Below are 24,963 nucleotides of genomic sequence, written 5' to 3'. Positions count from 1 at the left end.
CGTTACCCCCTGTCGTGCTACGCGCGTTGACAATAAGCTGCGGCGGACCTCCCAACTTGTCTCGCTGTCCACAAAGGGGACTAAATGTCAGCGACGCCACAACGGCCCCGCACGGCCCGCCGGTTGACCCTCACCGCACTCGCCCTCACGGCCGGTGCCGGAGCCATGGTCGCCGCCGCACTGCCGGCCGGGGCCGCGAGTGGTGGCGGTGCGGCCAAGAGCCGGACCGTCGACGTGCAGATGCTGTCGTTCAACGACTTCCACGGCACGCTGGAGCCCCCGCAGGGCTCCTCGGGCACGGTGAGTGAGCGGCAGGCGGACGGCACCACCAAGGCCATACCGGCAGGCGGCGTGGAGTACCTCGCGACCAGCCTGCGCGAGGCCCGCAAGGGCCACGAGTACTCCGTCACGGCCACGGCCGGTGACATGATCGGCGGCAGCCCGATGCTGTCGGGGCTCTTCCACGACGAGCCGAGCATCGAGGCGCTGAACAAGATCGGCCTGGACGTGTCCAGCGTCGGCAACCACGAGTTCGACGAGGGCCGCACCGAGCTGCGCCGCATGGCGTACGGCGGCTGCCACCCGGTCGAAGGCTGCTTCGAGTACGGCAAGACGTTCACCGGAGCGGAATTCCAGTACCTCGCGGCCAACGTGACGGACGACAAGACCAAGCGTCCGATGATGTCGCCCACCTTCGTCTGGAAGAAGGGGGACGTGAAGATCGGCTTCATCGGCGTCACCCTGGAGGGCACGCCGGACGTCGTCACCGCCGAGGGCGTCAAGGGCCTCACGTTCGGCGACGAGGTCGAGACGATCAACAAGTACGCCGCCGAGCTGAACAAGCAGGGCGTGAAGTCGATCGTCGCGCTGATCCACGAGGGCGGTCTGCCCGCGAACGGCGCGTACAACTACGACTGCGACGCGCCGGGCGCCGGCGCCGGCATCTCGGGTGCCATCGTCGACATCGCCAAGAACGTCGACGCGAAGGTCGACGCGCTGGTGACCGGCCACACGCACCAGGCCTACAGCTGCAACATCCCGGACCCGGCGGGCAACCCGCGTACGGTCACCTCGGCCGCCTCGCTCGGCCGCCTGTACACGGACACCACGCTCACCTACGACCGGCAGACCAAGGACATCGTCCGCACGCCGGCCGCGGCGCCCAAGCCGGTCAACAAGCTCGTCACCCGCGAGCAGCCCAAGGCCGGCGACATGACCGAGCTGATCCGGCGCTGGAACGAGCTGGCGGCCCCGGTCGCCAACCGTCCGCAGGGCTTCATCTCCGCGGACATCCCGGGCCGTGGTTCGCCGGAGTTCGAGAAGCCGCTCGGTGACCTGATCGCCGACGCGCAGCTGGAGGCGCTGGCCCCCGCCGACAAGGGCGGCGCGGAGCTGGCGATCATGAACCCGGGCGGCATTCGCGCCGACCTCGCCCACAAGGCCTCCGGGGCCGAGGGCGACGGCGTGGTGACGTACGGGGAGTCCTTCACGGTCCAGCCGTTCACCAACATGATGAACGTGGTCGACCTGACCGGCGCGCAGCTCGTCACCGCGCTCCAGCAGCAGGTGTCCGGTGCGGTCAACGGCCCGAGCCCGAAGATCCTCCAGGTCTCGAAGGGCTTCACCTACACCCTCGACATGACGAAGGCGGGCGCGGACCGCGTCGTCGTCGACTCGGTGCGGCTGAACGGCGCGCCCATCGACCCGGCCCGCACCTACCGCGTCGCGATGAACGAGTTCCTCGCGGGCGGCGGTGACGGCTTCACCGTCCTGAAGGAGCACAAGAACAAGCTGGTGGGCGCGTCCGACCTGGACTGCTTCAACGCCTACCTGGCGAACAACTCCTCCGAGGCGTCCCCGATCGCCCCGCCGGCGGCGAACCGGATCACCGTCATCAAGTAACTCCCGTACGCAGTGCGCCCGTGAGGGGCGGTGGGCCGGTGGCCCGCCGCCCCTCCGGCGTTACCGCGGGCCGCGCGGCTCAGCGCAGCCCGTCCAAGTAATCCGCGACGGCCCGGTGGAAGCCCTGCGGGTCGCTGAACGGGACGAAGTGGTCCCCGTCCAGCGGGGTGTACGAGGTCCCGGGCCGCCGGGCCACCATGGCGTCGGCCTGCTCCTGGGGCAGGGCCTGGCTCTGCTTGGCGTGGATGAGGAGCGCCGGGCAGCTGCTGCCGAGCCAGGCGTCCCAGTGGTCGCCGCGGCAGCCTTCGATCGAGTCGAGCGCGTCCTGGGGGTGGAACGGCATCCGCCAGCCGCTCCCGTCGGGCAGCTTGCGCAGGGCGGCGCCCACGATCCGGCCGCCCACCGGCCCGGCCGCGGCCAGGAGTTCCCCGGTGGTCGGCGCGGTGTAGGGGAGGCCGTCGAGGAAGGAGAACCACTCCGACTCGCCGGGTTGGACCTCGACGGCGGCGTCGACGTTGATGAGGGCGCCGACCCGGGCGGGGTGGCGGGCGGCCAGGTGGTAGGCGTTGAGCCCGCCGACGGAGTAGCCGAGGAGGGCCACGGGCTCGTCGAGCCCGAGGTGGTCGAGGAGGGCGACGGCGTCGGAGACGTACCCCTCGCGGTCGTAGGCGGGGGCCCGGTCGGAATCGCCGTGGCCGCGCTGGTCGGGGGCGATGACCCGCCACCGGTCGCCCAGTTCCTCGGCGAGGGCCTTGAAGGCGATTCCCTCGGACATGCCCCCGTGCAGGGCGAGCAGCGGACGGCCGGGACCGCCGAAGTCCCGGTAGGAGAGCGTGCGGTCGTCGATCTTCAGCTCGTGGCGCATGGTCCGGTGCCTTCCGTGGCCGGTGGATCTTTCGATGTCCCTCAGCCTGCCAGGAATTGGGCAACCGTGCAATACGCTCGTATAGGGCGCTTGCCCAAATCGGGGCGCGGCTACGATCCCGGCATGGGAAATCGCGAGGACCTGCTGGCCGGAGCCAGGCGCTGCCTGGAGGAGAAGGGGTACATGCGCACGACCGTGCGCGACATCGCCTCGGCGGCGCGGGTGAGCATGGCCGCGATCGGCTACCACTACGGATCCCGCGAGGCCCTCCTCAACCAGGCGCTCTTCGCCGCCATGGACGACTGGGCGGCCGGCTCGGGCCGGCTCGCCGGTGAGGGCGACACCACCGAGGAGCGGTACGCCGACACCTGGGACCGCAAGATCCGGGACTTCGGCGAGCTGCGCTGGCTCTGGATCGCCAACATCGAGGCCTTCGTCCACGCCCAGTCCTCGCCCGAACTGCTCGCGGCGCTCGCCGAGGGCCAGCGCCGCTCCCGGCGGATGGTGGCCGCGGCGCTGGCCGGGGTGACCGAGGAAGCCGTCACGGACGAGGACGTACGCGGCCTCGGCTCGGTGCACCTCGCGCTGCTCAGCGGGGTGATGGTGCAGGCCCTCACCGACCCGGAGCACGCGCCCGACGGGCACGCGCTCGCCCAAGGCCTGCGCAGAATGGCCGAGTTGCTCGACGAACCCGTTTCTACCGACGGGTAGCAAAGGCGCGCCCGGCACGTCATAATCCCGTCCCATCACTGGGTCGGCAAAGGGGCGGACATGGGCGTGGCACTGGACCGGCGGACGTTCCTGACGGGGGCGGGGGCACTGGCGGCAGTGGCCGCCGCGGGACTGGGGACGGCGGCGCCCGCCTCCGCCCGCGCCCTCGGCACCCCGGACTGGATGGCCGGCCTCGCCGACTCCACTCCGCTCCAGCGGATGACCATCCCCGGCACGCACGACTCCGGCGCCCGCAAGGGCGGCCTCTACGTCGCCTGCCAGAACACCTCGATCGCCCAGCAGCTCGACGCCGGCATCCGCTTCCTCGACGTCCGCTGTCGGGTCACGGGCGGGTCGTTCGCCATCCACCACGGATCGTTCTTCCAGGACCTGATGTTCGGTGACGTGCTCGTCGCCTGCTGGAACTTCCTCGCCGCACACCCCTCCGAGACCGTTCTGATGCGGGTCAAGCAGGAGTACTCCGGCGACAGTGACGCCACCTTCCGCGCGATCTTCGACGACTACCTCGACAACCGCGGCTGGCGGCCCCTGTTCCGGATCGCCGACGCGCTGCCCTCCTCGCTCGGCGCCGCCCGCGGCAAGGTGGTCCTCCTCGCCGACAACGGCGGACTGCCCGGCCTGCGGTACGCCGACGGCAACGTCTTCGACGTCCAGGACGACTGGAACGCCGAGCCCTTCGCCAAGCGCGGCAGGATCGAGAACCACTTCCGACGGGCCGTGCAGCAGCCCGGCAAGCTGTTCGTGAACTACGTCAGCACCTCGGCCTACATGCCGCCGCGATGGAACTCCGACCGGCTGAACCCGCAGGTCCACGGCTTCGTCGACGGCGGTGAACTGGCCGGCCGGACCGGCCTGGGCATCGTCCCGATGGACTTCCCCAACACCCGCTCCGGCCTGGTCGAATCACTGATCCGGCACAACTGACGCCTCGGGCGGCGGCACCGGCGCCCCCGGGAGGCGGAGCACCGCCTCCGTACCGGGTCCGCCGTCGGCCGCCGCCCGCAGCTCGGCCGTGCCGCCCGCGCGGTGGACCGTACGCGCCACGATCGACAGGCCCAGGCCGCTGCCGGGCAGGGCACGGGCCGACGGGGAGCGCCAGAACCGTTCGAAGACGTGGGGCAGGTCCTCGGCCGGGATGCCCGGCCCGTGGTCCCGCACCGTCAGCGCGCCCGCGCGCAGCGACACCTCGACCGCGCCGCCCGGCGGGCTGAACTTCACCGCGTTGTCGAGGACGTTGACCACCGCCCGCTCCAGCGCCGCCGCCTCACCCCGGACGTACCAGGGCTCCAGCTCGGAGCCGAACCGCAGCTCCGGACCGCGCAGCCGGGCCCGGGACAGCGCGGTACCGACGATCTCGTGCAGGGCCACCACGCCGAGCGGGGCGTGCGGGGCCGCGTCCGGGCGGGACAGCTCCTGGAGGTCCCCGATCAGCGAGGCGAGCTCCGTCATCTGCGCCTTCACCGAGGCCAGCAGCTCCCGCCGGTCCTCGGGCGGGATGGCCCGGCCGGTGTTCTCGCTGCGGGCCAGCAGCTCGATGTTCGTCCGCAGCGAGGTGAGCGGCGTACGCAGCTCGTGCCCGGCGTCGGCGATCAGCTGGGCCTGTCGCTCCTGGGAGGAGGCCAGCGCCGCCGTCATCGAGTTGAAGGACCGCGACAGCCGGGCGATCTCGTCGTCGCCCTCGTCGGGGATCCGCACCGTGAGGTCTTCGGTCCGGGCGACGTGCTCGACGGCCGCGGTCAGCTCGTCGACCGGCCGCAGCCCCGTACGGGCCACCCACAGGCCAGCCGCGCCCGCACCCACGATGCCGATGCCCGACACCACGAGCAGGATCCAGGCCAGCGTCGACAGCGGATCGTCCACGTCCGCGGCCGGCTTGGCGATGGAGATCCCGAAGTACTGCCCGGCGGGCGTCTGCCTCTTCAGCGTCAGGACGCGCATCTCGACGCCGTCGGTGGTCGTCACGTCGTGCAGGGTCTCCTCCCGCACGCCCGCCGCGATCTCCTTGTCGATGGCGGTGACCGGCAGGCCGGCGCGCCCGCTCACCCAGCAGCGCGTTCCGTCGGCCAGGACGAGCTGCACGGTCGCGCCCAGGTTCTCGGCGACCTGCTGCTCCGGCTGCCGCACCCGGGTCACGCAGCCGTCGCGCAGGGTCCGGCCCACCTCGGCGCTGACGTCCGTCGCCATCAGCGAACGGTCGAGCTGCTCGCTGAGCTGGGACCTCACCATCACCCAGGACACGCCCGCGACGGCCGCGACGGCGACCGCCACCGCGACCGTCACCAGCAGCGCGATCCGCGAGCGCAGCGGCAGGGCTCGAAACCGGGCGGCCGGCGTCACTCGGGACCGCCGTCGCCCTGGCGCAGCACGTAGCCCACCCCGCGCACGGTGTGCACGAGGCGGGGCTCGCCGGCCGCCTCGGTCTTGCGGCGCAGGTACATCACGTACACGTCCAGGGAGTTGGAGCTGGGCTCGAAGTCGAAGCCCCAGACCGTCTTGAGGATCTGCTCGCGGGTCAGGACCTGGCGCGGGTGCGCGAGGAACATCTCCAGCAGGGTGAATTCCGTACGGGTCAGCTCCACCGGGCGCCCGCCCCGGACGACCTCGCGGGTCGCGAGGTCCATGCGCAGGTCGCCGAAGGCCAGTGTGTCCTCGTGGCCGCCGTCCCCGCCCGTCCGCGGCGCGGCGTACGCGCTTCGGCGCAGCAGGGCGCGGACGCGGGCGAAGAGCTCGTCCAGCTCGAACGGCTTGACGAGGTAGTCGTCGGCGCCCGCGTCCAGGCCGGTGACGCGGTCGCCGACGGTGTCGCGGGCGGTGAGCATCAGGATCGGTGTGACCGCGCCGGCGGCGCGCAGCCTGCGGGCCGCCGTCAGCCCGTCCATGCGGGGCATCTGGATGTCGAGGACGATCAGGTCCGGGGCGTAGGAGTCGACCCGCTCCAGCGCGTCGAGGCCGTCCACCGCGGTCCGGACGTCGTACCCCTCGAAGGCGAGGCTGCGGCGCAGGGCCTCCCGTACGGCCGGCTCGTCGTCGACGACGAGGATGCGCTGCTGGTCGCCTTCGGCGGCGTTCATCTCGGGTCCCCCAGGGGTGGTGGTCGGCCATGGAATGCGGTGCGTGACGGCGCTTCCCAGCGTCGCACGGGCCGGCCGGTGGAGGTCTCAGGAGACCGGTGGACGTCTCAGAAGGAGGTGCCGAAGCCGTCGTTGCCGGAACCGGAGTCGGAGCCGGAGCCGGAGCTGTTGCCGGTGCTGTTGTCGCCCGAGCCGGTGCCGCTCCCGCCGCCGCGCAGCGAGTCGAGGTCGGCCTTGATGGTGTTCACCGGGATCGCGAAGCCCAGGCCGACGCTGCCGGCGCTCGAACTGTCGGAGGAGGGGGAGTAGATCGCGGAGGGCATGCCGACGATCTCGCCGTTCATGTTGACCAGGGCGCCGCCGGAGTTGCCCGGGTTCAGCGAGGCGTCCGTCTGGATGGCCTTGTACGAGGTGGTGTTCGAGCCGGTGTCCCCGTTGAACTGCTGACCGTCGTACGAGAACGGCCAGCCGCCCTGCCCGCGCTGGGGGGACTGCTGCCGCTCGGACTTCGGGACGTTCACCTCGCGGCCCAGCGCGGAAACGATCCCGCTGGTGACGGTGCCGGTCAGGCGGTCGGGGGAACCGATGGCGACGACCTCGTCGCCGACCTTCAGCCGGTCGGAGTTGCCGAGCGACGCCGGCTTGAGGCCGCTCGCGCCCTGGAGTTTGATCAGGGCGAGGTCCTTGTCGGGATCCGTGCCGACGGTCCGGGCGGTGTACTTCTTCCCGTCGCTCATCGTCACCTGGATCTCGGAGGCGCCGTCGATGACGTGGTTGTTCGTGACGATCTCGCCGTCCGCGGTGATCACGATGCCGGAACCGGTGCCCTGACCCGACCCGGTGCGGGTGTCGATCCGTACGACGGACGGGCTGACCTGCTCGGCGACCCCGGTGACGGTGCCGGTGTTCGACTGCGACACGTTGGAGGCGATTACCCCGCCGGGGCCGACGCCGCCGCCGACCAGGAACTGCTGCACGACCGTGGCCGTCCCGCCGCCGATCACGGCCGCCGCCAGGGCGACGGCGACCAGCAGCGCGACCGGCCGCTTGGCGCGGGCCGCGTGCGCGGGACCGCTCTCCGGGGCGGCCTCCGGGGCGGCCTCCCGGAGGGCCCAGCCGGCGGTGGGCGGCACCGTCTCGCCCTGGATGACCGGCGGCTGGTGCGCCTCGTGCCAACCGGGCGCGCCGGGCGGCGGGTAGGCGGGCGGCGGCGGGTAGCCGCCCGCCCCGGCGTCCTGCGCCAGACGGTCGCGACCCCGCCGCCAGTCCTCGCCGAACGGCGGGTACTGGCCCGGGCTGTTCTCCTGCGGGTACTCGCCTTCGCGGCGGAAGCTGTCGGTCATGTCTCCGACTGTCCCCGGGGATCATGAGAGCTTCCTGAGTCCCGGCTGAGAAGCCCGACAGAACCGCGTATGCCCGATATGAAGCCCGGCCGCGCCGGAGCGCCGGTCGGTGTTCTTCGGCCGTGCGGCCGCTCAGCGGCAGCCGCAGGAGCGGCGGACCACCAGTGCCGAGGGGAATTGCTTCAGCCGCTCGCGGCGCGAGCCGGTGACCCGCAGCGCGTCGTCCAGGACGAGGTCCACCGCCGCGCGGGCCATCGCCGGACGGTCCGAGGCGATCGTGGTCAGCGGCGGGTCCGTCAGCGCCGCCTCCTTCACGTCGTCGAAGCCGGCGACCGCCAGCTCCCCGGGCACGTCGATGCGCAGCTCGCGGGCGGCCCGCAGGACGCCGATGGCCTGGTCGTCGGTGGCGCAGAAGATCGCCGGCGGGCGTTGCGGCCCCGACAGGACCTCCAGGGCGACCCGGTACGCGTCGTAGCGGTTGTACGGGGCCTGGAACAGCCGGCCCTCCACGGAGCGGCCGGATTCGAGCATGGCCCGGCGCCAGCCCTCGACGTGGTCGGCCACCGGGTCACCGACCTCGGGGGTGTTCTCCACCCCGCCCAGGCAGGCGACGTACGGGTGCCCGTGCTCCAGCAGGTGACGGGTGGCGAGCTGCGCGCCGCCGATGTCGTCGGTGACGACGGCGACGTCGTCGATGGCCTCGGGGCGCTCGTGCAGCAGCACGATCCGCGCGTCCCACGCCTCGATCTCGGAGGCCGCGCGCTCGCTCATGCCCTGGCTGACCAGGATCAGTCCGGAGACCCGCATCCCGAGGAAGGCCCGCAGGTAGTGGACCTCGCGCTCGTCGCGGTAGTCGGAGTTCCCGACCAGCACCATCTTCCCGCGCTCGGCGGCGGCCTGCTCGACCGCGTGCGCCATCTCCGCGAAGAACGGCTGCCGCGCGTCCGGGACGATCATGCCTATGAGGTCGGTGCGCCGGGACGCCATCGCCTGCGCGACCCGGTCCGGGCGGTAGCCCAGGTCCTTGATCGCGGCGAGTACACGCTCGCGCGTGGCCGGGGCAACCGGCCGGGGTCCGTTGTTGATGACGTAGCTCACGACGGCGGTAGAGGTACCCGCAAGTCGCGCCACGTCATCCCGCGTCACCTTGGCCACGCGCGGCAGTCTACGCGGGGTGACCTACCTCTGGGCAGGGCGTCCTGCCGAGTGGATGCTCACAGGCGGTTCCTCCGTCCGGGGGAGGTCCGGCCGCTCGGCGGGCTCCGCCGCGCCGCCCGGCCCGGCGGCGGCGGCCTTCGCGGCCTCCGCCGCCGCCCGCTCGACCTTCTCCGGGGTGACGAAGCGGTAGCCGACGTTGCGGACCGTCCCGATCAGCGACTCGTGCTCGGGCCCGAGCTTGGCGCGCAGCCGCCGTACGTGGACGTCCACGGTGCGGGTGCCGCCGAAGTAGTCGTAGCCCCACACCTCCTGGAGGAGCTGCGCGCGGGTGAAGACCCGGCCCGGATGCTGGGCGAGGTACTTCAACAGCTCGAACTCCTTGAAGGTCAGGTCCAGGACCCGCCCCTTCAGCTTCGCGCTGTACGTCGCCTCGTCGACCGACAGGTCGCCGTTGCGGATCTCCATCGGGGAGTCGTCGGAGCCCAGCTGCCGGCGGCCCGTGGCCAGCCGCAACCGCGCCTCGACCTCGGCCGGACCGGCGGTGTCGAGGAGGACGTCGTCGATGCCCCAGTCGGCGGTGACGGCCGCGAGGCCGCCCTCCGTGACGACGAGGATCAGCGGACAGCCCGGTCCCGTGGAGCGGAGCAGCTGGCACAGGGACCGCACCTGGGGGAGGTCACGGCGGCCGTCGACGAGGATCACGTCCGCCCCGGGGGTGTCCACCAGGGCGGGGCCCTCGGCCGGTGCGACCCGGACGTTGTGCAGCAGCAGGCCGAGTGCGGGCAGCACCTCGGTCGACGGCTGCAGGGCGTTGGTCAGCAGCAGGAGGGAACTCATGCCCGATCACCTGCCCAGCTCCGGTGGCCGTGCACGTGCACGGTTCGCTGGTCCATCACGTCGGTTCCTCCTCGGTCCCGTCCCGGGGGTACCTCCCAGCGGTGGCTGGGGGAGTGAGCGGTACTGCTTCGTACGTCTGCCAGGCATCCGTCCGGCCCCCGCGCCCTGGGGTCCGGATGGATACCACTGTTCTCGGTCCGTTCAACGTGCTGAAAGCACAAAAGGACCCGGGGGCTACGTTGCCCGGATCCTCTACCCCGCCAGAGTAGCCCACCGGTCCTTTCGGGGCCGAGGCCTCCCGCACACCGCATTCTGTGGTTCCCACCACGCCTTCCTCCGGCGTATGCCCCGGTTTCACCGGATCGGTGGACCCCCGCACGGGAACCGGGGCGCACACGGGGCGCGTCGGGGTACGCCGGGGGTCGTGGCCGGAGGGGTCATCATGGAAGCCGACGGTAGAGAGCCGACGACGGCGACGATAGGAGCTGCAGTGGCAACCGGAACCATCCGCTACTGGGCGGCGGCCAAGGCCGCGGCCGGGACGGCGGAGGAGCCGTACTCGGCACGCACATTGGCCGAGGCGCTCGACGCCGTGCGGGAACGCCACCCGGGAGAGCTGACACGGGTCCTGCTGCGCTGCTCCTTCCTCGTGAACGAGGAGCCCGTGGGCAAGCGTCCGCACGACGCCGTCCTGCTGACCGAGGGGGGCACCGTAGAGGTGCTCCCGCCCTTCGCGGGCGGGTGAACGGGAACCGATGAGCACTCCGGAAGAACAGCAGCGCGGACAGCGGGACGCCGCCGAGCAGGACCCGTGGACCCAGACCTGGCAGGGCGAGACCTGGGACACCAGCTACCAGCCGGTGCAGCCGCCGCTGGGCTCGGTGCCCGGGCAGCCGGTCGCGCCGGAGGGGTGGTTCCGCGAGGAGGCCGCCCCGCAGCAGGCGCAGCAGCACCAGGAGCCGCACCAGCGGTATCAGGAGCAGCAGCCGCAGCAGCCGCAGCAGCAGTACCAGCAGCCGCAGCAGGACTGGGGCGTGCCGCAGCCCGCTCCCACGCCGTGGCCGTCGGAGCCCGTCGCCGAGCAGACGGCGTACCTGCCGCCCTACCCGGGGCCGGCCGACCCGCAGCCGCAGCAGCCGGTGGCGCCGGAGGGGTGGTTCCGCGAGGAGGCCGCCGACCCGCAGCCGCAGCCGCAGCAGCAGGACTGGGGTGCGCCGCAGGCCGCCCAGTGGCCCGCCGACCCGCGCACGTCCGGCGGGACCGGCTTCGGAGCCGGCCCGGGGGTCGGTTCCGGCGGTGCCGGTGCCGGTGCCGCCGCCGAGCGCACGGCGTACCTTCCGCCGTATCCGGGCCCCGGCGCCGCGCAGGAATCCCCGCAGCAGCCGCAGCCGGTCGCCCCCGACGGGTGGTTCCGCGAGGAGGCCCCGCAACAGCAGCCCCCGCAGCAGGAGCCCCGGCACGCACAGCCCCGGCACGCGCAGCCGCAGCCCTGGGAGGCGGAGTCCGCCGGGTACCCGCCGCCCCGGTCGCCCGCGCCCGACGCCGCCGCCGAGCAGACGGCGTATCTTCCGCCGGTGCGTGAGGGTGCGGCCGAGCAGACGGCGTATCTTCCGCCGGTGCGTGAGGGTGCGGCCGAGCAGACGGCGTATCTTCCGCCGGTGCGTGAGGGTGCGGCCGAGCAGACGGCGTATCTTCCGCCGGTGCGTGAGGGTGCCGCCGAGCAGACGGCGTACCTTCCGCCGGTGCGTGAGGGTGCCGCCGAGCAGACGGCGTACCTTCCGCCCTACCCGGGCCCCGGCGCCCCCGAGGCGGCTCCCGCGGCTCCCGCGGCCGGTGGGCCCGGCGCGCCCGGTCCCGTGCCGGCGGCGGGGGGACCCGCCGCCGAATACTCCCCGCCGACCCTGGGCGGCAACACCATCCGCGCCGTCGACCCCGCCCAGGCCCGCGCCGAGGGCCGTTCGCCGATCATCGACCCCGGTCCGCAGCCGGCCATACTGACCGCCGCCCTCGGGCTGCTGCTGGCCGTGGCCGCCGCGTTCGGCGACTTCGCCCTGCTGGTCCCGCTGATCGCCCTCCAGGCCCTCACCGCGGCCGGCTGGTTCCGCCTGAACGGCATGTGGCCCGCCCGTCAGGGCATCGCCCTGGCCTTCCTCGGAGCCCTCGTCGCGGACGCGGCGGTGCTCGCCGTGGACAGTACGTACGGTCCCGGCGCGATCATCGGCACCCTCGGCGCCTGGGTGCTGCTCACGCTGGTCCTCCAGCTGCGCAGCCACGCGGACCCCGACGAGCGGATGTACGGGCTGATGGCCTCGGTGGCCTCCGCGGCCCTGGCCATCGCCTGCGCGGGCTTCCTCGCGGCCGACGGCAAGGCCGTGAGCGTGGGCGCGGCGGCCGTCGCCGTGGCCGTGTTCACGCGGGCGCTGCCGCTGCCCACCCTGCCCTCCGTCGCCGTGTCGCTCGGCGCGGCGGCCGGTGCGGGCATCGCGGTCGGCACCGTCACCGGAACGGGCGTGGGCGGGGCGCTGATCGGCCTGGCGGCCGGGGTCTGCGCGCTGATCGGCCTGCGGGTGGCGGCGTACGACTACCCGTCGAAGTTCGTCCACATGACGGCCGGTGTCGCGCTGCCGCTGGCCGTCGCGGCGCCCGCCGTGTACCTGATCGGCCGGGTGGTGGGCTGACGGGCGGGCGCCGACGCGGGCCCGGCGGCGGCCTCACGCCGCCCCCGCGGCCGGTCATGGTCCACTAGAACGCACGTACCGACTAGTTGGGGGAGGGCACGTGCGTTTCCTGCGCGTCGTCTTGATCATCGGAGTGGTCCTGGGGGCCTTGCTCGTGGGCGCCGACCGTTGGGCGGTCGGCTACGCGGAGGAGCGGCTCGCCGAGCGCATCCAGGCGCGGCAGGGGGCCGGCGGCAAGGCGGAGGTCGAGATAGAGGGCTTCCCGTTCCTCACCCAGGCCCTCAGCCACGACCTGGACCGGGTCAACCTGAAGCTGACCGGCGTCGAGGCCACCGCCGACGGCCGCAAGACGCGCCTCTCGCAGATCGACGCGAGCTTCCGCGAGGTGAAGCTCAACGGCGACTACACCGGCGGCACCGCCCGGCGGGCCGAGGGCACGGCGCTGATCTCCTACGAGGACCTCACCAAGGCCTCCCAGAACGGCGTGGTCCTGACCTACGGCGGGTCGCCCGGCAAGGTCAAGGTCACCGCGACGCTGGACTTCCTCGGCCAGTCCCTGACCCGGCACGTGGTGTCGACCGTCACCCTCGTCGACGCGAAGGACGGCAAGGGCAAGATCGTCCGGGTGCGCGCGGACGAGGTCCCGGGCGGGGGCATCCCGGGGATCGAGCGCGAGGTCCGCAAGCGGACCGACTTCGACCGCAGCGTCGACGGCGGCCTGCCGGCCGGGCTCGGCCTGTCCGCGCTGACGGCGGACGAATCCGGTGTGCACCTGACCCTGACGGGTACGGACGTGGTGCTGGCCGGATCGTGAGACGACACGGTCCGATCCGCAGATGGACGGGCCGTAGGAAGAGCCCCGGGGGCCGCGCGGCGGCCCGCCGGGGCTTTCTCGTCCCACCATTCGGACGATCCTGTCTCGACATATGACACAACGGTGACAGGGCGGCCGATTCGTCCCTACGATCCATGCCTATGAAGCATCAGCAGGCGGACCTCACGAAGCGGCGGGCAGTAGACCTGTGTCGCGTCGCCGCCATGCTCTGTCGCTCCATCTAGCGGTGTGAGCCTTCCGCTCCACCGGCCGGACGACGGCCCTCAGCCGCGTGACCGCACCCGCCTCCCGCTCCCTGACGCCTCCCCGCGCAGGGTCCGCGTGTGACATCCGGAACGGCGCGCACCCGCACTGCCAGCCCCGCAGCAGCACCAGCACCACCCCGCCGCACACTGCCCCGGAGGAGAACATCATGAGCCGCAGCGACGTCCTCGTAGACGCCGACTGGGTCGAGGCCCACCTGAACGACGCCGACGTCGTCATCGTCGAGGTGGACGAGGACACGTCCGCCTACGACAAGAACCACATCACCAACGCCGTCCGGATCGACTGGAAGAGCGACCTCCAGGACCCGGTGCGCCGCGACTTCGTGGACCAGGAGGGCTTCGAGAAGCTCCTCTCCGCCAAGGGCATCTCCAACGACGACACCGTCGTCCTCTACGGCGGCAACAACAACTGGTTCGCGTCCTACGCCTACTGGTACTTCAAGCTCTACGGCCACCAGGACGTCCGCCTCCTCGACGGCGGCCGCAAGAAGTGGGAGCTCGACTCCCGCGACCTGGTCGACGGCAAGGACGTCCCGAACCGCCCGGCCACCACGTACAAGGCCAAGGCCCAGGACACCTCGATCCGCGCCTTCCGTGACGACGCCGTCGCCGCGATCGGCACGAAGAACCTGGTCGACGTCCGCTCGCCCGACGAGTTCTCCGGCAAGCTGCTCGCGCCGGCGCACCTCCCGCAGGAGCAGTCGCAGCGCCCGGGTCACATCCCGAGCGCCCGCAACATCCCGTGGTCGAAGAACGCCAACGACGACGGCACCTTCAAGTCGGACGACGAGCTGACGGCCCTCTACGAGGCCGAGCAGGTCGATCTGGCGAAGGACACCATCGCCTACTGCCGCATCGGTGAGCGCTCCGCGCTCACGTGGTTCGTGCTGCACGAGCTCCTGGGCCAGGAGAACGTCAAGAACTACGACGGCTCGTGGACCGAGTACGGCTCGCTGGTCGGCGTGCCGATCGAGCTCGGCCCCAACAAGTAACCCTGCCGGGCGCGCAGGACACCCCGTAGCCAGTAGCAGTACCTCTCCAGGACAGGACAGAGAACATGTGTGGAGCACAGATCGGCGGGCCCGACCTCGCGACGCTGAAGCCCGGTGAGACCGCCATCCAGGGCCAGATCACCAAGGGTGGCGAGCCGGTGTCCGGCTACGTCCGCCTGCTGGACTCGACCGGTGAGTTCACCGCCGAGGTCCCGACCTCGGCCACCGGTCAGTTCCGCTTCTACGCGGCCACCGGCTCCTGGACCCTGCGCGCGCTCGTACCGGGCGGCACTGCCGACCGCAACGTCGTGGTCGCCGAGGCCGGCGGCGTGACGGACGTGGCCATCGCGGTCTGAGCACCGCACAGCAGGACGATTGACCGGCCGAAGGGCCGCACCCCCGGGGGTTGGACGCCACTGGAACGGGGTGCGGCCCTTCGCGCCGTCCGGGGCCGTCCCGCCCCGGCCGTCCGCGTCGTCGCGGGCCTACCCTGGAGGCATGTACGCCCGGCGCCGACGCGCCTACTTCCTGCTCATGGGCGGATGCCTGTTCCTGTTCGTCTCCGCCTGGTCCTTCGTGCGCCTGTGGTCGGTGGAGGCCGCGGTGGCCCTCTGCGTGGTCGCCATGGTGATCCCGCCGGTCGCCGCGATGGTCGCGAACAGGCGCGGCCCCGACGACCGTTGGTGGGACGACCCCTCCGGCGATCAGAAATCGGACGAATGGTGGGACGAACTGGACGGAAAGCGGCGTCGGGACGAATGAAACCCAGCTATATAAAAACGTAATAAGGGTTCGGTACAACTACTTCCGGTCGAGGTCCGTCTTGGCTGTGCGCGGGTAATCGCCCGGCGCCTCCAGTCCTGTGGGGGGACCTCCCTTGGAAAAAGAACAGACCGTGCCCGAGCCGCCCATACCGGAGGGGAAGGCGCCGGAATCTGGCACTCCGGAATCTGGCACTCCGGAATTTCCGGCCGTGGATGTGGATTCGGGTGATGAGACGGCCGGAACCGCCCCGAGCCGCCGCCGGCGCGGGCGCGCGACGCTCCTGATCGCCGCAGCCCTCGTACTCGGCACCCTGGCCGGCGCGGTCACCGGTTACGCGATCCAGTACCACCGCGAACCGACCCCCCTGCCCCCGCTGGCGCAGCGGAAGCTGGACGCGCCGAAGCCGCTGGCCGCGGACGGCGCGACGACGCTCAAGTCGATCAACGCCAACCGCTGGCACAAGAGCGACGACGACCTGACGAAGCTGCTGCTGGAGCCGCCGGCGGGGGCGAAGGTCCTCGAATCACCGGCGTACGAGTCGCTCGACTTCTTCGCGGCCGACTACGAGAACCCGGAAGGGGCCCTGCGGGACTTCGTCACCGCCGGTCTGCGCAGGGTCGCTCTGACCTCGTGGTCGACGGACGACCGGTACTACGTGGACGTCCGACTCATCCAGTTCAGGGAGCTCGCGGGGGCGGACGAGCACCAGAAGAATCACGACACTTACATGTCCGGACCGAAGTACGCGGGCAACCCCGGTGTGTCCATTCCCGGCGTGCCCGACGACCTCGGCCACGTCTGGGTGGACTCGAAGGCCCAGCAGAAGCCCGGCTACGAGCCGCACCGCGGCTCCCGCGCCGTCGTGCGGCGCGGTGACGTGGTCCTGGAGATCTTCTACAGCGACAACCGGGGCGGAAAGATCGCCGAATCGGACGTCATCGACCTGGCCAAGCGACAGCTGGAGCGACTGTGACCGAGCCGACGAACGACACGCAGACGGCCCCCACCACGACGGAGCCTGGACCGGCTCGGGTCGCGGTGGCCTCCGCCGACGCCGCGACCGGCAGCCGCGTCAAGGCCGGCCCGCTGGTGGTCGGCGTGCTCAGCCTGGCCGTCCTGGTGGGATCCGGGGTCTGGGCGTCCGCGACCGTCGAGGACGCCGACCGCAGCGCGCCCACCGCCTACTGGGCCGCCGCCGGCGCGGAGCCGCAGAAGGCGCCCGAGCCGCCGAGCGTGCCCGACAACGCGGTGTCCGCCAAGCTGCTTCCGGTACCCGCGAGCTACGAGCTCGGACCGGATCTCGGCGTCGAGGGCAACGACTTCGTCGTCTCGGGGGACAAGGCCGTCGAGGGCTTCGAGGAGATCCGCAAGGGCCTGTCCACCTCCGAGCGCAAGAAGCGCGACGAGATGCTGGCCGAACTCGACCTCAAGGGCCAGGCGGGACGCACCTACACGAAGTGGGCCGGGAACCTGGTCGTGGAGGTCAGGATCATGCAGGCCGACCCGAAGGCCGTGAACTCCTTCGCCGGGGCCTCGAAGACGTTCCTGGAGATCGTCGGCGACAAGCGCGAGGCGCCGAAGGTGGAGGGGTACCCGGACGCCAAGTGCGCGCTGCTGGCCGTCGGCGAGGAGAAGAACGAGAAGATCGAGTCCATGTACTGCGTCGCGGTCGAAGGCGACGTGATGGTCGACTTCCGTGCCTACGGCCCCAAGTCCGGCTTCTACACCACCGACGCGGTCGACTTCCTCAAGCGGCAGCTGAACCACCTGAAGTCCCCCGGGGAGTCCGCGTGACCGATCAGCACACCACACCGGCGGAAACGATCCCGCAGGACGCCCCGACGCCGGCCCCCGCCGAGCCGCCGTCCCCCGAGGCCGCCGCCCCGGGCGCCCCGGCCCCCACCCCCGCCCCCGCGCCCCCCAAGGACCGCCGCAAGCTGTTCGCGTTCCTGCGGTGGAGCGCCGCCGTCCTCGTCTTCGGCGCCGCCGGCGCGGGCGCCGCGTACGGCGTCGTCCAGCCCGACCGCACCGACCTCCCCGGGCTCGCCACGCTCGACGACGGCCGCTGGGAGTACCCGGCCCTGGTCAAGCCCGCCCTGCCGCCGGGCGCCCCGCTGCCCTTCGCCAAGGACAACGAGGACGGCATCCACTACGCCGGCCTGACCCAGCTGCTGCTCCCCGCGCCCAAGGGCTCCGTGCCGGACCCCGGGCTGAAGCTGGAGAAGGACTCCGTCGTCACCGTGGACACCCTCATGGAGGAGTACGAGGGCACCGCGCGCGAGAAGCTGAAGGAGGGGCTGGCCAACGAGGGCCTGCGCCAGATCGTGGGCCGCGGCTGGACCACCCCCGACGGCACCCGCACCCGCGTCTACCTGCTGCGATTCCACTCGTCCGGCTTCGCGGACGCCTTCGAGGGCTGCGGCGCCGACATGAACCTGAGCGGGGTCAACCGCATCGAGACGGACACCGTCTGGGGCAAGGCCAAGGTGGACCAGAAGGCCCCCGACACCACCGGCGTGACCGTCATGGAGGAATCCGCCCCGGTCGGCGACGAACAGGTCAGGGCCGCGTGCGTGCAGTCCGGTGACGTCCAGGCCGTGATCCTGCAGACCCGCAAGGGCGAGGTGCCCGCCGTCCCGCTCCACCAGACGGTGATCCTCCAGCACCAGCTGCTGGGCTGACCCGCCGGACGGCGTACGGCCACCTCGCAGAGTGCGCCGGTCCACGGGCCAGTAGGCTTGGGGACCGGCCCGTACCCCGCCATCGAATCCTCCCGAGGAGCACCCCGTGCTTGAGGCAGTCTTCACCTCCCTGCTGGTCCTGGTCTGCGTCGGCGTCATGGCCTTCACGGTCCTGGCCGTCAAGAAGCTGTACCAGGGTCAGCGCTGAGCGTCCGCGCAGCCGACCACCCCGGAACCCCTCGAACAGATCGCCTGAGCAGCCAACCATGATCCAGATCCCCTCCGACCTGAACCCGGGCCTCGTCCCCCTCGCCTTCCTCCTCGGAAACTGGGAGGGCGCGGGCGTCTTCGACTTCCCCGGCGAGGAGAAGTGCAACTTCGGCCAGGAAGTCGTGTTCAGCCACGACGGCCGGGACTTCCTGGAGTACACCTCCCACACGTGGGTCCTCGACGCCGAGGGCAACAAGGTGCGCCCGCTGGAGTCCGAGTCGGGCTACTGGCGCATCGACGCGGACCGCAAGGTCGAGATCGTCATGGTCCGTGACCAGGGCGTCGTCGAGGTCTGGTACGGCGACCTCGCCCACCAGAAGCCGCAGATCGACGTCGTCACCGACGCGGTCGCCCGCACGGCCGCTTCCGGCCCGTACAGCGGCGGCAAGCGCCTCTACGGGTACGTGAAGAGCGACCTCATGTGGGTCGGCGAGAAGGCCACGCCCGACGTCGAGCTGCGCCCGTACATGTCGGCGCAGCTGAAGAAGGTCGTCACCCCGGAGGAGATCGCCGACATGGCGCGCAACCTGCCGGAGCTCCCGGAGGACGGCATCGCCTTCTTCCGCTGAGCCGACGGCCGGGCGGACAGTCGTACGAAATGAAGGGGACCGCGGACTCGCCCGCGGTCCCCTTCGCGCGCTTACACTGGCCGGGTGGTGAGCACCGACTGGAAGAGCGACCTGCGGCAGCGCGGATACCGGCTGACACCGCAGCGACAGCTTGTGCTGGAGGCGGTCGACGCCCTGGAGCACGCCACCCCCGACGAGATCCTCGTCGAGGTGCGCAGGACGGCTTCCGGGGTGAACATCTCGACCGTCTACCGGACCCTGGAGCTCCTGGAGGAGCTGGGCCTGGTCTCGCACGCCCACCTCGGGCACGGCGCCCCCACCTACCACCTCGCCGACCGGCACCACCACATCCACCTGGTGTGCCGGGACTGCACCGAGGTCATCGAGGCCGACCTGGACGTCGCCGCCGAGTTCACGGCCAAGCTGCGGGCCGACTTCGGCTTCCGGACGGACATGAAGCACTTCGCGATCTTCGGGTTGTGCAAGGAGTGCGCCGCCCGCAGCGCGGCGGACGCCCGCCCCGAGCTGCCCTGACCCCGGGGGAGCGCCCCGGGCGCCGCGCCGCCGGGGTCGTACGCTTGGTGGCATGACCAGCAGCCCCTTGCTCCATCTCCCCGGCGCCGTACAGGCCGAAGGCCGTGACGAGGGCGTCGCCGCCCACTACGGAGAGCTCTACGGCGAACAGCGCTCCCTCGCCGACGGCCGAGGTTTCGTCGACCTCTCCCACCGCGGTGTCGTCACCGTCACCGGGGCGGACCGCCTCAGCTGGCTGCACCTGCTGATCACCCAGCACGTCACCGACCTCCCCGCCGGACAGGCCACCGAGGCGCTGATCCTCTCCGCGAACGGCCACATCGAACACGCCCTCTACCTCGTCGACGACGGGGAGACGACCTGGGCGCACGTCGAGCCCGGCACCCAGGAGGCCCTCATCGGCTACCTGGAGGCCATGAAGTTCTTCTACCGCGTCGAAGTCGCCGACCGCACGGCCGACTTCGCCGTCGTCCACCTCCCGGCCGGCTCGATCGCCGAGGTCGCCAAGGACCTCGCCGTACGCGAGACCCCGCACGGGCGCGACGTCTTCCTCCCCCGCGACGGGCTGGAGGCCTTCGCCGCCGCGCACGGCCCCGCCGCCGGGCTCCTCGCCTACGAGGCCCTGCGCGTCGAGGCGCACCGCCCGCGCGTCGGGCTGGAGACCGACCACCGCACCATCCCGCACGAGCTGGGCTGGATCGGCACCGCCGTCCACCTTCAGAAGGGCTGCTACCGCGGCCAGGAGACCGTCGCCCGCGTCCACAACCTGGGGAAGCCGCCGCGCCGGCTGGTCTTCCTGCACCTGGACGGCTCCGAGGTGCTGCTCCCCGCGCACGGCACGCCCGTACGGCTCGCCGCGGACGGCGAGGAGGGCCGCCAGCTCGGCTTCGTGACCACCGCCGTGCGCCACCACGAGCTGGGCCCGATCGCCCTCGCCCTGGTCAAGCGGAACGTCCCCGTGGACGCCCCGCTGCTCGTCGGGACCACCGCCGCCGCGCAGGAGGTCGTCGTGGCGCCGTAGCGCCCCGACGCCGATCCGTACGAGTCGGCCTAGACGTCGATGACGATGGTGAACGGGCCGTGGTTGGTCAGCGAGACCCGCATGTCCGCGCCGAACCGGCCCGTCTCCACCGTCGCGCCCAGCGCCCGCAGTCGCGCCACGACCTCGTCGACCAACGGCTCGGCGACCGGGCCGGGCGCGGCCGCGTTCCAGGTGGGACGGCGGCCCTTGCGGGCGTCCCCGTAGAGCGTGAACTGGGAGATCACCAGCAGCGGGGCATCGATGTCGCTGCACGACTTCTCCGCCTCCAGGATCCGCACGGACCACAGCTTGCGCGCCAGCAGCGCGGCCTTCTCCGGAGTGTCGTCGTGGGTCACCCCCACCAGGACGCACAGCCCCTCGCCGACGATCTCGCCGACCGTCTCCCCGGCCACGACCACGCTCGCGCCGTCCACCCTCTGCACCACTGCTCGCATACCACCTGTGTACCAGGCGTGCACCCGTCCGGGGCCGATCGGGTGCTCTGGGACTGCGTCGGGACCACGGAGAGTGGCACGATGCACGCAGGCGGTGCCCCCAGCACCGGTCGAGGGGACGGATACGAACGATGAACACCTCTGGTACCTCCGCACCTGCACCCGCGTCACCCGCGTCGCCCGCCCCCGGGCGGCCCCCCGCACAGCGCACCGGCGAAGGTCAGGGCACGACCACCCCGACCACCGCCACCACCGCCACCGCGCTCGGCCTGCCGGAGCTGCGCGCGCTGCGCCGCGACGCGCAGCGCGACGAGGCCGACCTGAGCTACGTACGCAGACTCCTGCAGGGCCGCATCGACATCCTGCGCGCCGAACTCGCCCGCCGGACGGACCCCGAGGCGCCGGTGGTGGACCGGCTGTCCGAGATCCTCGCCGACGCGCCGTCCAGCCGCAGGCCGTCCGCCCGCCACGTCACGCTCGGAACCCCGCACAACGAGGAGTTCCGGCTGCTGGCGGCCGAGATGCTCTCCGAGGTGGAGCTGTCCGACCTGGACGCCCGCACCGATGCCGAACTGCACGACGCGATGGGCCGGCTGGTCCGCTACGAACAGCAGGTCTCGCGGCGCCGGCAGCAGCTCCAGCGGATGGCGGACGACTGCAGCGCGGAGATCACCCGCCGCTACCGGGAGGGCGAGGCGCAGGTGGACGACCTGCTGGCCTAGGGCCCGTCGTCCCGGGAGGCCTCCCGAACGGGCGGCGCGGCCCCGACGGCCCGGTCCGCTCCGGGGCGGGGCGGGCAGCGTGAAAATCGGGCGACCCCGGCCGTCCGGGCGATTAGCGTGAGCCGTTATGAGTGCTGACGTCCGCCCGATCACCGCGTCCGAGATCCCCGACTGGATGCAAGCCCTGAACACCGGCTTCCTCACCGCGACCCGGGTGACGGAATCCGATGTGGCCCAACGGGCCGAGCACAGCGACCTCGCCCGCCTCCAGGGCGGCTTCGACCGCGGGACGGGCCGCTGCGTCGCGAGTTTCCGGTCCTTCGCCCAGGAACTGACCGTCCCGGGCGGGGCCGTCGTCCCGTGCAGCGCGATCTCCTCCGTCGCCGTGCTGCCCACCCACCGCCGCCAGGGCCTGCTGACCCGGATGATGGCCGCCGAGCTTGCGGCCGCCGGGGAGCGCGGCGACGTCCTGGCCACCCTGATCGCCGCCGAGTACCCGATCTACGGGCGCTACGGCTTCGGCCCCGCGACCTCCCTCGCCGAGTGGGAGATCGACGTACCGCGCACCGGACTCGACCGCCGGCTGTCCGTCCCCGCCGACGGCGGCCGGATCGACCTGGTGGACGCCGCCGAGGTGCGGCGGGTCGGTCCCGCCCTGCACGAACGGCTGCGGGCCACCGCGCACGGCGTGGTCGACCGGGACGCGCGCTGGTGGGACGTGGCGACGGGCGTGCAGGCGATGTCGCACTCCCCGTACAAGGACAAGTTCCACGCCGTGTACCGGACGGCCGGGGGCGAGGTCGCCGGTCTCGTCACCTACGGCGCCGACGAGCACTGGACCGCCGCCAAGACCCCGCAGAACACGCTGCGCGTCCGCGACCTGATCGCGCTGACCCCCGACGCGGAGCGGGCGCTGTGGCACTTCCTGTGCTCCGTCGACTGGGTGACCCGGGTCCGCACCGGCTACCGGGCCCCCGACGACCTCCTCCCGCAACTGCTGCCGGACCCGCGCGCGGCCGCGCTGGTGACCGCCGCCGACTTCCTGTGGGTGCGGGTGCTGGACGTCGTACGGGCACTGGCCGCGCGGACGTACGAGGTTCCCGGCGTGCTCGTCCTGGAGGTCGCCGACCCCGGCGGCCCGGCGGAGGGCCGCTACCGCCTCGACGCGGGCGCCGGCACCTGTTCCCGTACGGAGGAGCCCGCCGACCTGCGGCTCGACGCGGCCGCGCTCGGCGCCCTGTACCTCGGTGACGCCTCGGCCGTACGGCTGGCGGCGCTGGGCGAGGTGACCGAGGCCCGGCCCGGGGCCCTCGCCCTCGCGGACGCGGTGTTCCGCACCGCGCGCCGGCCGTGGTGCCCGGACGTCTTCTGACCGGCGGCGCGAGCGCCGCCCGTGACGCGTACGCCCGTGACGCGCACCTCCCGACGACCGAAGAGGACCGAATCACCGTGGCATCGATCGTGGAACGCCTGCGCGCCGCCGGCTGCGTTTTCGCGGAGGAGGAGGCGGACCTGCTGGTCGGGGCCGCCACCGATGACGGACACCTGGCCGGGATGGTCGCCCGCCGGGTCGCCGGGGAACCGCTGGAGCACGTCGTGGGCTGGGCGGAGTTCGGCGGGCTGCGCGTGCAGGTCGGCGCGGGAGCGTTCGTACCGCGCCGGCGCACCGAGTTCCTGGTGCAGGAGGCCGTCGTGCTGACCCGGCCCGGAGGGGTCGTACTGGACCTGTGCTGCGGGGTCGGTGCCCTGGGCGCGGCGGTGGCCTCCCAGGTCCCCGGCGGGGTCGAGCTGCACGCCGCCGACATCGACCCGGCGGCGCTGACGTACGCGCGGCGGAACGTGGCCCCGTACGGGGGCTCGGTCTGGGAGGGCGACCTGTACGCGGCGCTCCCGACGGAGCTGCGGGGGCGGGTGGACGTGCTGGTGGTCAACGCCCCGTACGTGCCGACGGAGGAGATCGGCTTCATGCCGCCGGAGGCCCGGGACCACGAACCGCTCGTCTCCCTCGACGGGGGCGCGGACGGCCTGGACGTACACCGGCGGGTCGCCGCGGAGGCCGTGCGCTGGCTGGCCCCGGGCGGGCACCTGCTGATCGAGACCAGCGCCCGACAGTCGCCGGTGACGGCCTCCGCCCTGACGGCGGGCGGGCTCGCGGTCAGGGCCGTCACCTCGGAGGAGCTGTACGCGACGGTGGTGATCGGTCGGGCGCCGGTGGTCTAGGGCCTGTCGTCGAACTCCCGTCCGCCTCGCGGGGCGCGCGTGCGGGTGGCGGCGGAGCCCTTCCCTCCGCCTGCTCCGACCCGGCAAGTTGATCTTCGTGGGGAAGTGTTCGGCACGGGGGAAGGGATGTCAGGTGGACGAGAGTTCTTCACCGACGGAGCGATTCGAGGAACACCGGGCGCACCTGAGGGCGGTGGCCTACCGGATGCTCGGCTCGCTCAGCGAGACCGACGACGCCCTTCAGGAGACCTGGCTGCGGCTGAGCCGCACCGACACGGGCGGGATCGAGAACCTCGGCGGCTGGCTGACGACCGTCACCGCGCGGGTGTGCCTGAACATGCTGCGCTCGCGCGGGCAGCGCCGCGAGGAACCCATGGAGCCGGTCGAGGGCGCGGACATCCGGATGCCCGACCCGGTCATCAGCCCCGAGCGGGGCGTCGACCCCGAGCAGGAGGTGCTGCTCGCCGACTCGGTGGGGCTGGCGCTGATGGTGGTGATGGAGTCGCTGGCGCCGGCCGAGCGGCTGGCCTTCGTCCTGCACGACATGTTCGCCGTGCCGTTCGACGAGATCGCCCCGCTGATCGAGAAGACGGCCGCCGCGACCAGGCAGCTCGCCAGTCGCGCCCGCCGCAAGGTGCAGGGGCAGGCGCCGGCTCCCGACCCCGACCCGGCCCGCCAGCGCGCGGCCGTCGACGCGTTCTTCGCGGCCGCGCGGGACGGGGAGTTCGAGGCGCTCGTCGCGGTCCTCGACCCGAACGTGGTGCTCCGCTCCGACGGCGGCGTCGGAGGCCGCCACACCGTCGTGCTCACCGGGGCCCGGACCGTGGCGAGCCAGGCGGTCACCTTCGGCCCGCTCACGCCGTTCACCCGCCCGGTGCTGATCAACGGAGCCGCGGGCGTGGTCGTGGTCCCGCAGGCCCGCGCGGTCTCCGTGATGGCGTTCACCGTCGTCGGGGGGAGGATCGTCGCGATCGACGTACTGTCCGACCCGCAGCGCCTCAAGGAGCTGGACCTGACGTCCCTGGAGCGCTGAGCCGGGGCCGGGCG

26 protein-coding genes are annotated in these 24,963 nt (G+C 72.4%); 19 read left to right on the top strand and 7 right to left on the bottom strand.

All coding sequences use genetic code 11. The features are described 5' to 3' along the window. Nucleotides 1-84: 84 nt before the first annotated feature. A complete protein-coding gene (locus NOD94_RS00750; protein ID WP_281203684.1) occupies nt 85-1,902 on the top strand; it encodes a bifunctional metallophosphatase/5'-nucleotidase in 1,818 nt (605 codons plus the stop codon). A gap of 79 nt (nt 1,903-1,981) precedes the next feature. On the opposite strand, the gene NOD94_RS00745 is transcribed toward NOD94_RS00750, so the two are convergent. Continuing rightward, the gene (locus NOD94_RS00745; protein ID WP_281203683.1) at nt 1,982-2,767 is read right to left on the bottom strand and encodes an alpha/beta hydrolase; all 786 of its coding nucleotides are present in this window, start codon (nt 2,765-2,767) and stop codon (nt 1,982-1,984) included. A gap of 123 nt (nt 2,768-2,890) precedes the next feature. Here NOD94_RS00745 and NOD94_RS00740 point away from each other — a divergent pair, with 123 nt between their 5' ends. Then, nucleotides 2,891-3,478, top strand: a complete 588-nt coding sequence (locus NOD94_RS00740; protein ID WP_281203682.1) for a TetR/AcrR family transcriptional regulator — start codon at nt 2,891-2,893, stop codon at nt 3,476-3,478. Between the two features lie 60 nt (nt 3,479-3,538). Then, complete coding sequence (locus NOD94_RS00735) at nt 3,539-4,423, top strand: phosphatidylinositol-specific phospholipase C (protein WP_281203681.1); 885 nt, start codon at nt 3,539-3,541, stop codon at nt 4,421-4,423. Here the strand turns inward: NOD94_RS00735 and NOD94_RS00730 are convergent. From NOD94_RS00730 to NOD94_RS00710, 5 genes are all read right to left on the bottom strand, one after another. Continuing rightward, the gene (locus NOD94_RS00730) at nt 4,403-5,836 is read right to left on the bottom strand and encodes a HAMP domain-containing sensor histidine kinase (protein ID WP_281203680.1); all 1,434 of its coding nucleotides are present in this window, start codon (nt 5,834-5,836) and stop codon (nt 4,403-4,405) included. The two genes, NOD94_RS00735 and NOD94_RS00730, sit on opposite strands and share 21 nt — an antisense overlap. Further along, nucleotides 5,833-6,570, bottom strand: coding sequence for a response regulator transcription factor (locus tag NOD94_RS00725; RefSeq protein ID WP_281203679.1), 738 nt, complete (start codon nt 6,568-6,570; stop codon nt 5,833-5,835). Before NOD94_RS00725 ends, NOD94_RS00730 begins: the two co-directional genes overlap by 4 nt. Nucleotides 6,571-6,677: 107 nt before the next feature. Beyond that, a complete protein-coding gene (locus tag NOD94_RS00720; RefSeq protein WP_281203678.1) occupies nt 6,678-7,913 on the bottom strand; it encodes a trypsin-like peptidase domain-containing protein in 1,236 nt (411 codons plus the stop codon). A gap of 132 nt (nt 7,914-8,045) precedes the next feature. Next, the gene (locus NOD94_RS00715) at nt 8,046-9,068 is read right to left on the bottom strand and encodes a LacI family DNA-binding transcriptional regulator (protein ID WP_281203677.1); all 1,023 of its coding nucleotides are present in this window, start codon (nt 9,066-9,068) and stop codon (nt 8,046-8,048) included. Between the two features lie 24 nt (nt 9,069-9,092). Then, nucleotides 9,093-9,908, bottom strand: coding sequence for a response regulator transcription factor (locus NOD94_RS00710; RefSeq protein WP_281203676.1), 816 nt, complete (start codon nt 9,906-9,908; stop codon nt 9,093-9,095). A gap of 490 nt (nt 9,909-10,398) precedes the next feature. On the opposite strand from NOD94_RS00710, the gene NOD94_RS00705 reads away from it, so the two are divergent. The 12 genes from NOD94_RS00705 (at nt 10,399) to NOD94_RS00650 (ending at nt 20,519) form a co-directional block, all read left to right on the top strand. After that, nucleotides 10,399-10,653, top strand: a complete 255-nt coding sequence (locus NOD94_RS00705; protein ID WP_281203675.1) for a MoaD/ThiS family protein — start codon at nt 10,399-10,401, stop codon at nt 10,651-10,653. Nucleotides 10,654-11,002: 349 nt separating this feature from the next. Continuing rightward, entirely contained in the window at nt 11,003-12,586 is a 1,584-nt protein-coding gene (locus tag NOD94_RS00700; RefSeq protein WP_281203717.1) for a hypothetical protein, read from the top strand. 100 nt (nt 12,587-12,686) lie between these two features. After that, complete coding sequence (locus NOD94_RS00695; RefSeq protein WP_281203674.1) at nt 12,687-13,400, top strand: DUF2993 domain-containing protein; 714 nt, start codon at nt 12,687-12,689, stop codon at nt 13,398-13,400. 433 nt (nt 13,401-13,833) lie between these two features. Beyond that, a complete protein-coding gene (locus NOD94_RS00690) occupies nt 13,834-14,679 on the top strand; it encodes a sulfurtransferase (protein ID WP_281203673.1) in 846 nt (281 codons plus the stop codon). Nucleotides 14,680-14,744: 65 nt separating this feature from the next. Then, the gene (locus tag NOD94_RS00685; RefSeq protein WP_281203672.1) at nt 14,745-15,035 is read left to right on the top strand and encodes a DUF1416 domain-containing protein; all 291 of its coding nucleotides are present in this window, start codon (nt 14,745-14,747) and stop codon (nt 15,033-15,035) included. A 142-nt stretch (nt 15,036-15,177) separates the two neighbouring features. Beyond that, on the top strand, nt 15,178-15,441 hold the full coding sequence (locus NOD94_RS00680; RefSeq protein WP_281203671.1) for a DUF3099 domain-containing protein: 264 nt from the start codon (nt 15,178-15,180) through the stop codon (nt 15,439-15,441). A gap of 211 nt (nt 15,442-15,652) precedes the next feature. After that, entirely contained in the window at nt 15,653-16,417 is a 765-nt protein-coding gene (locus tag NOD94_RS00675; RefSeq protein WP_281203670.1) for a hypothetical protein, read from the top strand. Next, entirely contained in the window at nt 16,414-17,238 is an 825-nt protein-coding gene (locus NOD94_RS00670; protein ID WP_281203669.1) for a hypothetical protein, read from the top strand. The genes NOD94_RS00675 and NOD94_RS00670 overlap by 4 nt, the downstream gene beginning before the upstream one ends. Then, a complete protein-coding gene (locus tag NOD94_RS00665) occupies nt 17,235-18,125 on the top strand; it encodes a hypothetical protein (RefSeq protein ID WP_281203668.1) in 891 nt (296 codons plus the stop codon). Before NOD94_RS00670 ends, NOD94_RS00665 begins: the two co-directional genes overlap by 4 nt. Before the next feature lie 266 nt (nt 18,126-18,391). Next, a complete protein-coding gene (locus NOD94_RS00660) occupies nt 18,392-18,964 on the top strand; it encodes an FABP family protein (protein ID WP_281203667.1) in 573 nt (190 codons plus the stop codon). 84 nt (nt 18,965-19,048) lie between these two features. Then, entirely contained in the window at nt 19,049-19,498 is a 450-nt protein-coding gene (locus tag NOD94_RS00655; RefSeq protein ID WP_281203666.1) for a Fur family transcriptional regulator, read from the top strand. A 52-nt stretch (nt 19,499-19,550) separates the two neighbouring features. Then, nucleotides 19,551-20,519, top strand: coding sequence for a glycine cleavage T C-terminal barrel domain-containing protein (locus NOD94_RS00650; protein WP_281203665.1), 969 nt, complete (start codon nt 19,551-19,553; stop codon nt 20,517-20,519). 29 nt (nt 20,520-20,548) lie between these two features. Here NOD94_RS00650 and dtd read toward each other — a convergent pair whose 3' ends face one another. Next, nucleotides 20,549-20,974: a D-aminoacyl-tRNA deacylase gene (dtd, locus tag NOD94_RS00645; RefSeq protein WP_281203664.1), complete on the bottom strand. Its 426-nt coding sequence runs from the start codon at nt 20,972-20,974 to the stop codon at nt 20,549-20,551. A 131-nt stretch (nt 20,975-21,105) separates the two neighbouring features. On the opposite strand from dtd, the gene NOD94_RS00640 reads away from it, so the two are divergent. The 4 genes from NOD94_RS00640 to NOD94_RS00625 all read left to right on the top strand — a co-directional run bounded on the left by NOD94_RS00640 (nt 21,106) and on the right by NOD94_RS00625 (nt 24,949). Further along, a complete protein-coding gene (locus NOD94_RS00640) occupies nt 21,106-21,696 on the top strand; it encodes an AmfC protein (protein ID WP_281203663.1) in 591 nt (196 codons plus the stop codon). A 127-nt stretch (nt 21,697-21,823) separates the two neighbouring features. Further along, on the top strand, nt 21,824-23,068 hold the full coding sequence (locus tag NOD94_RS00635; RefSeq protein WP_281203662.1) for a GNAT family N-acetyltransferase: 1,245 nt from the start codon (nt 21,824-21,826) through the stop codon (nt 23,066-23,068). Nucleotides 23,069-23,139: 71 nt separating this feature from the next. Further along, nucleotides 23,140-23,916, top strand: a complete 777-nt coding sequence (locus NOD94_RS00630; RefSeq protein WP_281203716.1) for a putative protein N(5)-glutamine methyltransferase — start codon at nt 23,140-23,142, stop codon at nt 23,914-23,916. Between the two features lie 133 nt (nt 23,917-24,049). Next, nucleotides 24,050-24,949 carry a sigma-70 family RNA polymerase sigma factor gene (locus NOD94_RS00625; protein WP_281203661.1) on the top strand — a complete coding sequence of 300 codons (900 nt, stop codon included), beginning with the start codon at nt 24,050-24,052 and terminating at the stop codon, nt 24,947-24,949. Nucleotides 24,950-24,963: the final 14 nt, after the last annotated feature.

The sequence above is a fragment of the Streptomyces sp. Isolate_45 genome, assembly GCF_024721315.2.
Taxonomy (GTDB): domain Bacteria; phylum Actinomycetota; class Actinomycetes; order Streptomycetales; family Streptomycetaceae; genus Streptomyces.
Note: the sequence above shows the minus strand (reverse complement) of the source record. Positions and strands in the feature narration are given on the sequence as shown.

Excerpts from the sequence above, each read along its gene's own strand:
- NOD94_RS00750 (WP_281203684.1), top strand. The coding sequence starts at position 85 with ATGTCAGCGACGCCACAACGGCCCCGCACGGCCCGCCGGTTGACCCTC.
- NOD94_RS00680 (WP_281203671.1), top strand. The coding sequence starts at position 15,178 with ATGTACGCCCGGCGCCGACGCGCCTACTTCCTGCTCATGGGCGGATGC.
- NOD94_RS00635 (WP_281203662.1), top strand. The coding sequence starts at position 21,824 with ATGAGTGCTGACGTCCGCCCGATCACCGCGTCCGAGATCCCCGACTGG.
- NOD94_RS00735 (WP_281203681.1), top strand. The coding sequence starts at position 3,539 with ATGGGCGTGGCACTGGACCGGCGGACGTTCCTGACGGGGGCGGGGGCA.
- NOD94_RS00740 (WP_281203682.1), top strand. The coding sequence starts at position 2,891 with ATGGGAAATCGCGAGGACCTGCTGGCCGGAGCCAGGCGCTGCCTGGAG.
- NOD94_RS00720 (WP_281203678.1), bottom strand. The coding sequence starts at position 7,913 with ATGACCGACAGCTTCCGCCGCGAAGGCGAGTACCCGCAGGAGAACAGC.
- dtd (WP_281203664.1), bottom strand. The coding sequence starts at position 20,974 with ATGCGAGCAGTGGTGCAGAGGGTGGACGGCGCGAGCGTGGTCGTGGCC.
- NOD94_RS00745 (WP_281203683.1), bottom strand. The coding sequence starts at position 2,767 with ATGCGCCACGAGCTGAAGATCGACGACCGCACGCTCTCCTACCGGGAC.
- NOD94_RS00660 (WP_281203667.1), top strand. The coding sequence starts at position 18,392 with ATGATCCAGATCCCCTCCGACCTGAACCCGGGCCTCGTCCCCCTCGCC.
- NOD94_RS00640 (WP_281203663.1), top strand. The coding sequence starts at position 21,106 with ATGAACACCTCTGGTACCTCCGCACCTGCACCCGCGTCACCCGCGTCG.
- NOD94_RS00685 (WP_281203672.1), top strand. The coding sequence starts at position 14,745 with ATGTGTGGAGCACAGATCGGCGGGCCCGACCTCGCGACGCTGAAGCCC.
- NOD94_RS00690 (WP_281203673.1), top strand. The coding sequence starts at position 13,834 with ATGAGCCGCAGCGACGTCCTCGTAGACGCCGACTGGGTCGAGGCCCAC.
- NOD94_RS00725 (WP_281203679.1), bottom strand. The coding sequence starts at position 6,570 with ATGAACGCCGCCGAAGGCGACCAGCAGCGCATCCTCGTCGTCGACGAC.
- NOD94_RS00710 (WP_281203676.1), bottom strand. The coding sequence starts at position 9,908 with ATGAGTTCCCTCCTGCTGCTGACCAACGCCCTGCAGCCGTCGACCGAG.
- NOD94_RS00650 (WP_281203665.1), top strand. The coding sequence starts at position 19,551 with ATGACCAGCAGCCCCTTGCTCCATCTCCCCGGCGCCGTACAGGCCGAA.